This window comes from Streptomyces sp. NPDC001157, assembly GCF_053598255.1.
In genome coordinates this window covers 151,953-162,024 of sequence record NZ_JBSFJW010000020.1, presented here as the reverse complement: position 1 = coordinate 162,024, position 10,072 = coordinate 151,953, and the positions used below count along the sequence as shown (strand labels likewise).

The following is a 10,072-nucleotide window of genomic DNA, read 5'->3' as shown; positions in this document are numbered from 1 at the left end:
TTCACGCGCCCACAACCCGACACCAGCGTGGCCCCCACCCATAACCAGACCAACGAGCGAACTGGCCAACAGTCACGACAAGCACCGTTGCAGTATTAGACCGTGTTTGAGATCTACTGGGATGCCAGCCATGCGGTGTACCACTCGCGAAAGTCTGGTCCTGGGGTCAGACCACCCCACACGCGGTCATCAAGCCATACTTGTCCGGCATTGCTCCCCGTGATGACCAGGCGGGAGAAGGTGCCGCAGCCAGACTCGCCGAGGACTAGTGTCCCTGCGACGGAGTAGTCAGCGTTGCCTTCCCGGCCTGGTCCCGGCCATTCGGTGGTGTGCACGAACGCGCTTGCCAGGAAGCCCACATGCAGACACGCTGCCCGAAGGTCGTGCAGGGCCTCTTCCTCGTCTACTTCTTCTGCCAGGCCCAAGAGCCCGTAGTCCGGCCCTGCTCCACCACCGGCGACGGTACTCAGGAAGCTTCGGTAGGCAGCAGGAAGAGTGATGCCGTGCAGCTGCTCGAAGTGTCGGATCGTCTCCTCCGCCAGGGGCGCGTGAAGCCGGTACCCGTGGTGCGAAGCGCCGAAGCGGCGACGCTCGGGGTCTTCCAGGGCCATCGCGGCAACACGCGAGCGCACCGAGGCGCCGTTCCAGGTCCCCCTTGGGGCAGCAGCATCACTGGTCACGCCTGGACAGTACCGGTGTACGGCCTCACCTGGATCAACGGCTTGGGGCCAGGCCGCGCGGCGGGACAGCCGCGGGTGAGTCGGCGGACCATGATGCCGATCATCGCCCAGCGGATCATCGTCTCCGAGTGGGCAGGGCTGGTCTCGTAATCCCTGGCGAGGCGCCGGTGAGCGGTAAGCCACGCGAAGGTGCGTTCCACCGCCCAGCGCTTGGGCTGAACCTGGAAGCCGCGCTGGTCAGGATCCTTGCGGACGATCTCCAGCTCGCGGCCGAGGATTTGGGTGGCCCAGTCGACCAGACGGCCGGCGAAGCCCTGGTCTGCCCAGACCTTACGGACCCCGGGGTGGTCGAGCCTGGTCCACAGCAGCGGCCGCTTCGCGCCGTCGCGGTCCTGGACGCTCGCCGCGACGACGTGAACGGCCAGGAGCAGGCCGAGGGTGTCGGTGACGATGAACCTCTTGCGGCCCTTGACCTTCTTGCCCGCGTCGAAGCCCCTGGTGGCGGCGGGGACGGTATCCGCGGTGCGGACGGACTGGGAATCGATCAGGCCCGCGCTCGGCTCCGCGTCGCGGCCGTCAGCTTCACGGATCTTGCTGCGCAGGGCGTCATGGACGCGCTCGACGGCGCCGTCGTCGTGCCACCACGTGAAGTACCAGTACACCGTCGGCCACGGCGCGAAGTCCTTCGGCAGCTGCCGCCAGGAACACCCGGTCCGCACCACGTAGAAGATCGCGTCGAGGATCCGCCGTCGCGGGTGCTTCTCCCGTCGACCACCTTTCGGGCCCACCCGCGCTGGCGGGAGCAACGGCTCCACCAGTGCCCACTGCTCATCCGTCAGGTCCGACGGATACCCACCCCCAACACTGCTCACCGCGAGCTCAACGAGCGCCTCAGTAACGAGACACGGCAGATCTCAAACACGGTCTTAGCTCGTCAGTGGCCTCGCAAGGCGAGAACTTCCGGGACGTCAGCAACGAGCGAAGGTCCATTTCCGCCACCCTTTCCTTCCGCCGCCCGACTCGCGGTACCGGACTGGAGAGCGGCATGCGTTAGCGTGGCGGGTGTTAACGGCGAGCCCGTGCTGGTTCGTGCTGGTTTTTGAGGTGCAGTGGGGGTAGACGTGCAGGTCAGAGCGATTTCATGAAATTGCTGCACACTTCCGACTGGCATCTGGGCCGGGCGTTCCATCGGGTGAACATGCTCGGGGCCCAGGCCGAGTTCATCGGTCACCTCGTCACGACCGTGCGTGAGCGCGCTGTGGACGCGGTGGTCGTGTCGGGGGACGTGTACGACCGGGCGGTGCCGCCGCTGGCCGCGGTCGAGTTGTACGACGACGCGCTGCACCGCCTCGCCGACCTGGGCGTGCCCACGGTGATGATCTCCGGGAACCACGACTCGGCCCGCCGGCTGGGCGTCGGCGCCGGCCTCATCGGGCGGGCCGGCATCCATCTGCGGACCGAGCCGTCGGCGTGCGGGACACCGGTGGTGCTCTCCGACGCCCACGGTGACGTGGCCTTCTACGGGCTGCCGTATCTCGAACCGGCCCTGGTCAAGGACGAGTTCGGCGTGGAGAAGGCGGGACACGAGGCGGTGCTCGCAGCCGCCATGAACCGGGTCCGCGCCGACCTCGCGACACGCGCGCGGGGCACGCGTTCCGTCGTCCTCGCGCACGCCTTCGTCACCGGCGGCGAGGCCAGCGACAGCGAGCGGGACATCACCGTCGGCGGGGTCGCCGCCGTGCCCGCCGGGGTCTTCGACGGTGTGGATTACGCAGCACTCGGCCATCTGCACGGCTGCCAGACGATCACCGAGCGGGTGCGCTACTCCGGCTCCCCGCTGCCGTACTCCTTCTCGGAGGCCGACCACCGCAAGACCATGTGGCTCGTCGATCTGGGCGCGGACGGCTCCGTCACAGCCGAGCGCGTCGACTGCCCCGTGCCGCGACCGCTGGCCAGAATCCGGGGCACCCTGGAGGATCTGCTCGGCGATCCCGGGCTCGCACGGCACGAGGAGGCGTGGGTCGAAGCCACTCTCACCGACCCGGTCCGCCCGGCCGATCCCATGGCCCGGCTCACCGAGCGCTTCCCGCACACCCTCAGTCTCGTCTTCGACCCCGAGCGGGCACCGGACGACCCGGACGTGTCGTACGCCAGGCGGCTCGCCGGCCGCAGCGACCAAGAGATCGCCGAGGACTTCGTCGCCCATGTGCGCGGCGCGGGGCCCGACGAACGCGAACAGGCCGTGCTGCGGGACGCTTTCGACGCGGTGCGTGCCGACGAGGCCGTGCGGGAGGTGGCCCGATGAGGCTGCACCGGCTGGACATCACGGCGTTCGGGCCGTTCGGCGGCTCGCAGACCGTCGACTTCGGGGAGCTGTCGGCCGCCGGACTGTTCCTGCTGCACGGACCGACGGGAGCGGGCAAGACGTCCGTCCTCGACGCCGTGTGCTACGCGCTGTACGGCTCCGTCCCCGGCGCCCGCCAGAGCAGCCAGGGCCTGGCCCTGCGCAGCGACCACGCGGCATCCGGTACGCGCACCGGGGTGACCCTCGAACTGACCGTCGCCGGACGCCGATTGGAGGTCACCCGGCAGCCGCCCTGGGAGCGCCCCAAGAAGCGCGGCTCGGGCACGACGCTGGAGAAGGCCCAGAGCTGGCTGCGCGAGTACGACGCGACGGCCGGCGCCTGGAAGGACCTCAGCCGCTCGCACCAGGAGATCGGCGAGGAGATCACCCAGCTGCTCGGCATGAGCCGCGAGCAGTTCTGCCAGGTCGTCCTGCTGCCCCAGGGGGATTTCGCCCGCTTCTTGCGCGCCGACGCCGAGGCGCGCGGCAAGCTGCTGGGCCGCCTCTTCGACACCCAGCGCTTCGCCGAGGTCGAGAAGCGGCTCGCGGAGCGCCGCCGCGCGGCCGAGGCGCAGGTGCGGGAGGGGGACGCCGCACTGCTGGCCGATGCACACCGCATGCAACAGGCGGCGGACGGCGCCCTGGAACTGCCTCAACTGGCGCCGGGGGAGCCGGGGTTGGCGGAGGCAGTCCTCGGTGCCGCGGCCGTCGCCCGCAGCACCGCGCGGGAACAGTTGACCGTCGCCCACTGCCGCCTCACGGCCATGGAATCTGTGCAGGCGGCCGTCGAGCGCACGCTGAGCGACGTACGCGAGGTGGCCCGGCTGCAGCAGCGGTTCGCCGAGGCGCGCGAGCGCGCCGCACGGCTGGAGGAGCGGGCCGTCGCGTATCGGGAGGCACAGGCGCGCATGGAGCGGGCCCGCAAGGCCGAGGCGGTGGCGCCCGCGCTGGAGCTGCGGGAGGCCGCCGAGGCGGAACACCGGCGCGCCGCGCAGGCGGAGACACGCGCGCGTGCACTGCTGCGGGAAGCCCTCGATGCGGGGCACACGGACTTCCGGGCGGGGAGCGCGTGGCCGCGAGATGCCCTCGAAGAGGGCGAAGTGACCGGGCTCGCGGGGCGGCGGGACGACGACGGCGACAGGGGCGCGGGGAACTGCGCGACCAGCCATGACAAGCCCGCACCCGGCACACATCGCGCACTCCCCTCTGCTCCCCCCGATGCGGCCGGGATTGCCGGGCCGCGCGAGGGGTTCGCGACCGGCGATGAGGCCGGTGCTCCGCAGTCGCGACACGCTGTTGCCGAAGCTGCCGCCACCGGACTCGCGGGGCCGCGGGACGCGGTCGCCGAACCCGGCACACGAGAGGAGCTGCCGGGCGCGCGTGGCGACACCGCCCCCCGCGAGGAGCCGTGCGGTGCTCTCGCCGACGCCGCTGCCGCGGGGCTGGCCGCGGCCGCACGCCGGACCGCCGAGGAGCTCGGTGGCCTGGAGTCCGCCCGGCGCGCCGAGCAGCGACTGGCCGAACTCGTCGCGGAGCGTGCCGGCCTGGACCGGCAGGAGCGCGCCGACGAGGACGTACTGCAGGAGGCCGAGGCCTGGCTCGCGGACTGGGAGACGACCCGCGCCGGACTACAGGCCCGTATCGAATCCGCGCAGGAAGCCGCGACCAGGGCCGAGCAACTCGGCGTGCAGCGCGAGCCCGCACAGCGCAGGCTCGGCGCGGCCCGCCAGCGCGACCAGCTCGCCCGCGACACCGACGAGGCTCAGGTGCGCGTGCTCGCCGCCCGCGAAGGTTCCACCGAGGCTCGCGCTCACTGGCTCGACCTCAAGGAACAGCGTCTGAACGGCATCGCGGCCGAGCTGGCCGCGGGCCTCACCGACGGCGAGCCGTGCGCCGTCTGCGGAGCCACCGAACACCCCGCGCCCGCGCGCAAGGTCGCCGGGCACGTCGACCGCGAGGCCGAGGAGCGCGCCCTCGCCGACTTCCAGCGCGCCGACGAACAGCGCGCCGAGGCCGAGCGGCGACTCGGCGTCGTACGAGAGGCACTGGCCGCCGCCACCGCCGAGGCTGGCGACACGCCCACGGCCCGACTCGCCGAAGAGGTGGAGGAGCTGGAGCGGCTGTACGTACAGGTGCGCGGCGCCGCTTCCGACCTGCACCCGGCGAGCGAGCAGCTGCGGCGGGCCGAGCAGGAGCACGAGCGGCGGCGGGCGGTGCGGCAGGAGGCGGCGGTCAGAGTCGCCTCGCGGGTGGGCCACCGCGAGCGGCTCGACCGCGAACGGAGCGACCTGGAAGGGGAGTTGGTACAGGCGCGCGGCACAGCGGGTAGCGTGGCCGCGCGGGCCGCGCAGCTGGAGCGGCAGGTCGCGCTGCTCACCGAGGCCGCCGAGACCGCGCGGGTGGCCGAGGACACCGCCCAGCGGCTCAAGGACGCGGACGCCCGGCTCGCCGACGCCGCCTTCCGCGCCGGCTTCGAGACCCCGCAGGCCGCGGCCGCCGCACTTCTGGACGACGCCGCGCACCGCGAGCTCCAGCACCGCCTCGATGCCTGGCAGTCCGAGGAGGCCGCCGTACGCGCCGTTCTCGCCGAGGCGGACACCGCGGCCGCCGCCCAGCAGCCACCCGCCGACCTCGCCTCGGCGCAACGTGCCGCCGCCGTCGCAGCCCAGCGGCTGCGCGACGCCGCCTCCGCACGCGACACGGCCGCCCGCCGCTGCGCCGAACTCGACCGGCTCTCCGCCCGGTCCACCGCGGGCGTACGACGCCTGGCCCCGCTGCGCGAGGAGTACGACCGGGTGGCGCGCCTGGCCTCCCTCGCCGCGGGCACCTCTGCGGACAACGAGCGGAAGATGCGCCTGGAGTCGTATGTGCTGGCGGCCCGCCTGGAACAGGTGGCCGCCGCCGCGACCGTGCGGCTGCAGCGCATGTCGTCCGGCCGCTACACCCTCGTCCACTCCGACGACCGGACCGGACGCGGCCGCAGTGGTCTGGGACTGCACGTCGTCGACGCATGGACCGGGCGCGAGAGGGACACGGCGACGCTCTCGGGCGGCGAGACGTTCTTCGCCTCCCTGGCGCTCGCCCTCGGTCTCGCGGACGTCGTCACCGACGAGGCCGGCGGAGTCCGCCTGGACACACTCTTCATCGACGAGGGCTTCGGCAGCCTCGACGACCAGACCCTCGACGAGGTCCTCGACGTGCTCGACTCCCTGCGTGAGCGCGACCGCAGCGTCGGCATCGTCAGCCATGTCGCCGACCTGAGACGCCGTATCCACGCACAACTGGAGGTCGTGAAGGGGAGATCGGGCTCGGTGGTCCGGCAGCGAGGTCAGTGACCGAGGGGCCGCCGGGGCAGCGGGGACGAGTAGACGACGCTCGTGGTCACCGAACCGAGCGCGCCGATCTTGCCCGACACCTCCTCCAGGTGGCGCATCGAGCGGGCGGCGACCTTGATGACGAAGCAGTCGTCGCCCGTCACATGGTGGGCTTCCAGGATCTCGGGCGTGACGGCGACGAGGTCGTGGAAGGGCTTGTAGTTGCCGTTCGGATAGCGCAGCCGTACGAACGCGAGGATCGGCAGCCCCAGCCGCTCGGGGTCCACGACGGCCGCGTACCCCTGGATGACGCCCGCCTCCTCCAGGCGGCGCACCCTTTCGGTGACCGCGCTCGGCGACATGGAGACGGCGCGTGCCAGCTCGGCGAAGCTGGCCCGGCCCTCGCGCTGGAGGACGTCGAGGATGCGCCAGTCGGTGGCGTCCGGGGAATACACGGTCATGACGGAGAGATAGCAGGGGAATCCCCGGCCGGGCAAGGAACAGGCCGGGGAATGCCCCTTCTGGGAGGTCATCGGCGGCCATAGATTTCTGGCGGTAGCGACAACGTCGGAGAAAGCAGGCCAGATCATGAGCAGCACCGCGACCACCGTCAGCCCAGTCCTGCGTGTGGCCCCGGCGGCCCCGGCCGAGGCCGCCGCCTACTTCCGCGCGAGCCTCGCCTTCCACGCCGACGTGTCGGACGTCGCCTCCGCACTCGCCTCCGACGGCGACCCCGGCTTCGTCGTCCTGGACTCCCGCTCCACCGAGTCCTGGGACCAGGGCCACATCCCCGGTGCGGTTCACCTGTCGACCGCCCTCATCCCCGAGCAGGCCGAACAGCTCCTCGACAAGTCGGTTCCGGTGGTCACGTACTGCTGGGGCCCCGGCTGCAACGGCGCCGCCCGCGCCGCGCTCGCCCTCGCCGAACTCGGCTACCAGGTCAAGGAGATGCTCGGCGGCTTCGAGTACTGGGTGCGCGAGGGCTTCGAGTACGAGACCTGGCAGGGGCGCGAGCGCCGCCCCGGCGACCCGCTGACGGTCCCGGTGGCGGCGGAGGACTGCGGCTGCTGAGCCGAACCGCCACGGGGAGGGACGGGGGACGGCGGAGTCACGCGTTCCGCAGCCGTGTACGGTTCTGCGACATGGTGCGATACGCGGAACCCGGTGCGCTGGAATGGGTCGAGTCGGGCGGCGGTCCGCTCATTGCGGTGCCGGAGACTGTGCTGCCGTTCTGGGCGGGTGCCGACGGTGAGGAGACCGCCTCCGACTACGACCGGGCCTGCGAGGTCGACGGTTTCGTGGGGCTGCTTCCGGTCGGCGACTCGGCCGCGCTGGTCCTGGGCGACGAACCCGCCTCCACCGCCTTCCTGCCCGAGCACGCCACCTTCATACGGTGGTGGGCGGCGAACTCGGAGGCCGAACTCCTGGCCGGTGTCCCCGCGGCCCTCGCCACGGCGGACTGGGGGCACGAGGTGCGCTGGGAAGTGCCCGGACCGGTCGTGCTGTTCGACTCGGCCTGGCCCGGACCCGAAACCGAGCGGACCGACTGCCTCCGTGTCGCGCTGGAGCCGGGCCGGTACGCCGTGCGCGCGGCCAATGTCCAGCCGGGGCCGGAGACTTGGCTGGGTCTCGTACAGCTGCGGCGTATCGAGCGCGGATAGTCGAGTGCGGGCGGTCGGGCGCGGGCGGTCGGGGTACGGACAAGTGCGTGCGCCGGGTCGAAGCGCTGACCGTCTGGTCATTCGTGCCCTGGCTTCCGCATCCCGCCCGCGAGACCTGGGCCGTGAGTTGCTGCCTCCGTGTGGTCGTGCCGCCCTGGTGACCAGGGCCGGCAGACGTGGCGGCATCGGATACGAGGCGATCGCCTCCCGTTTTCCGTCCAGGCGTTGGGGCATGCCCGGCGACCCCGCCCGCCTCATCGCGTGGCTCGCCACGGACGAGGCGGACTGGACCGCCGGCCAGGTGATCGACTCGGAGAGCGGCTTCCGCCGCTGACCTGCCGGGCGTCAGAGCTGGGCGAGCTCGTCCACCAGGTCGTCCAGGCCGAGCGAGCCCTGCGAGAGTGCCGCCATGTGCCATGCCTTGAGGTCGAACGCGTCGCCGTGCCGCTCGCGTGCCTTCTCGCGGCCCTGCAGCCAGGCCCGTTCGCCGAGCTTGTAGCCGATCGCCTGGCCGGGGATGGTCAGGTAGCGGGTCAGCTCGCTCTCCACGAAGTCCGCGGGCCGGCTGCTGTGGGCGCCGAAGAACTCCTGGGCCAGCTCGGGAGTCCAGCGCTCGCCGGGGTGGAAGGGGGAGTCCGCGGGGATGTCCAGTTCCAGGTGCATGCCGATGTCGACGATGACCCGGGCCGCCCGCATCATCTGTGCGTCGAGGTAGCCGATCCGCTGCTCCGCGTCCGTGAGGTAGCCGAGCTCGTCCATCAGCCGCTCCGCGTACAGCGCCCAGCCCTCGATGTTGGCGCTGACCCCGCCGATGGTGGCCTGGTAGCGGGAGAGGTCCGCGGCGATGTGCGCCCACTGCGCGAGCTGCAGGTGATGACCGGGGACGCCTTCGTGATACCAGGTCGAGACGAGGTCGTAGACCGGGAAGCGGGTCTGCCCCATCGTCGGCAGCCAGGTGCGGCCCGGACGGGAGAAGTCCTCCGACGGGGGCGTGTAGTACGGGGCTGCCGCGCTGCCGGGCGGGGCGATGCAGGACTCCACCTTCCGTACTCGCTCGGCGAGTTCGAAGTGTGTGCCGTCGAGTTCGTCGATCGCCTGGTCCATCAGGCCCTGCAGCCAGTCGCGGACCTCGTCGACGCCGTCGATGTGCTTGCCGTGCTGGTCGAGGTGCGCGAGCGCCACCCAGGGCGTCTCGGCGCCGGGAAGGATCTTCTCGGCCTCCTGCTTCATCTCGCCGAGCAGCCGGTGGAACTCGGCCCAGCCGTACGCGTACGCCTCGTCCAGGTCGAGGTCCATGCCGTTGAAGTAGCGCGTCCAGCGCCCGTACCGCTCACGGCCGACGGTGTTCGGCGCGTCCTCGATCGCCGGCGCGTACACGTCGCGCATCCAGTCGCGCAGCTCCACGACGGCCGCGGTCGCTGCGCGGGCCGCCTCGTCGAGCTCCGCGCGCAGCGATTCCGGGCCCGCCGACGCGAAGTCCTCGAACCAGCCGCGGCCCTTGCCGTCCGTGTCCGACCATTCGGTGAGCTGCTCGACGAACGTGGCCGTGGGACGCGGAGCCGCGTACAGCTTGCGCTCCAGACCGAGGGAGAGGGACTCGCGGTAACCGGCGTACGCGGCCGGCACGGCACGCAGCCGCTCGGCGATCGCCGCCCAGTCCTCCTCCGACTGGTTCGGCGTCACGGTGAACACCTCGCGCACCGAGTGCGCGGGCGTGGCCATGTTCCCGACGCGGCACAGGCCCTCCTCGGCCTCATGCACGGCCAGTTCGGCGGTCAGCCGCTCACGCAGCAGCCGACCGCAGCGGCGCTCGATGTCACTGTCGGCGCCAGGTCGCCGCTCGGCCTCGTCGAGCCGCGCCAGTGTCCGCCGTGCCAGTTCCGCGAGCGCCTCCTGGCCCGCGGGCGAGAGGTCGGGCAGCTTGCTCGAACTCTCCTTCACACCGAGGTACGTACCGGTCACCGGGTCGAGGGCGATGAGCTCGTCGACGTATGCGTCGGCGACCTCGCGGGGCAGCGGGTTCGTGGTCTGTGGCATGCGGTCCATCCTCATACGAGTGGCCGCCGCACGTCA

The 10,072-nt window shown here is 71.8% G+C and carries 8 protein-coding genes and 1 pseudogene; 5 read left to right on the top strand and 4 right to left on the bottom strand.

Going from position 1 to position 10,072, the window contains the following annotated elements; translation table 11 throughout:
* Positions 1–113: 113 nt before the first annotated feature.
* Together ACWDAG_RS29795 and ACWDAG_RS29790 are read right to left on the bottom strand one after the other, a co-directional pair.
* Positions 114–680, bottom strand: coding sequence for an SMI1/KNR4 family protein (locus ACWDAG_RS29795; protein WP_450698637.1), 567 nt, complete (start codon positions 678–680; stop codon positions 114–116).
* On the bottom strand, positions 677–1,591 hold the full coding sequence (locus ACWDAG_RS29790; RefSeq protein ID WP_450698643.1) for an IS5 family transposase: 915 nt from the start codon (positions 1,589–1,591) through the stop codon (positions 677–679). Before ACWDAG_RS29790 ends, ACWDAG_RS29795 begins: the two co-directional genes overlap by 4 nt.
* Positions 1,592–1,821: 230 nt before the next feature.
* Between ACWDAG_RS29790 and ACWDAG_RS29785 the strand changes: the two genes are divergently transcribed.
* Both ACWDAG_RS29785 and ACWDAG_RS29780 read left to right on the top strand, forming a co-directional pair.
* Entirely contained in the window at positions 1,822–2,985 is a 1,164-nt protein-coding gene (locus tag ACWDAG_RS29785; RefSeq protein WP_450698636.1) for an exonuclease SbcCD subunit D, read from the top strand.
* Positions 2,982–6,359 (top strand): AAA family ATPase, encoded by a 3,378-nt coding sequence (locus tag ACWDAG_RS29780; protein ID WP_450698635.1) that lies wholly within the window; start codon positions 2,982–2,984, stop codon positions 6,357–6,359. The genes ACWDAG_RS29785 and ACWDAG_RS29780 overlap by 4 nt, the downstream gene beginning before the upstream one ends.
* Here the strand turns inward: ACWDAG_RS29780 and ACWDAG_RS29775 are convergent.
* On the bottom strand, positions 6,353–6,799 hold the full coding sequence (locus ACWDAG_RS29775) for an Lrp/AsnC family transcriptional regulator (protein ID WP_450698634.1): 447 nt from the start codon (positions 6,797–6,799) through the stop codon (positions 6,353–6,355). The genes ACWDAG_RS29780 and ACWDAG_RS29775 overlap by 7 nt on opposite strands.
* Before the next feature lie 127 nt (positions 6,800–6,926).
* Here ACWDAG_RS29775 and ACWDAG_RS29770 point away from each other — a divergent pair, with 127 nt between their 5' ends.
* The 3 genes and pseudogenes from ACWDAG_RS29770 to ACWDAG_RS29760 form a co-directional block, all read left to right on the top strand.
* Positions 6,927–7,409 (top strand): rhodanese-like domain-containing protein, encoded by a 483-nt coding sequence (locus ACWDAG_RS29770; protein ID WP_450698633.1) that lies wholly within the window; start codon positions 6,927–6,929, stop codon positions 7,407–7,409.
* 71 nt (positions 7,410–7,480) lie between these two features.
* Positions 7,481–7,999: an immunity 21 family protein gene (locus tag ACWDAG_RS29765; protein WP_450698632.1), complete on the top strand. Its 519-nt coding sequence runs from the start codon at positions 7,481–7,483 to the stop codon at positions 7,997–7,999.
* A gap of 181 nt (positions 8,000–8,180) precedes the next feature.
* A pseudogene (locus ACWDAG_RS29760) lies at positions 8,181–8,333 on the top strand (SDR family oxidoreductase); the annotation flags it as partial.
* 11 nt (positions 8,334–8,344) lie between these two features.
* Here the strand turns inward: ACWDAG_RS29760 and ACWDAG_RS29755 are convergent.
* Positions 8,345–10,036, bottom strand: a complete 1,692-nt coding sequence (locus ACWDAG_RS29755; RefSeq protein WP_450698631.1) for a DUF885 domain-containing protein — start codon at positions 10,034–10,036, stop codon at positions 8,345–8,347.
* Positions 10,037–10,072 lie beyond the last annotated feature (36 nt).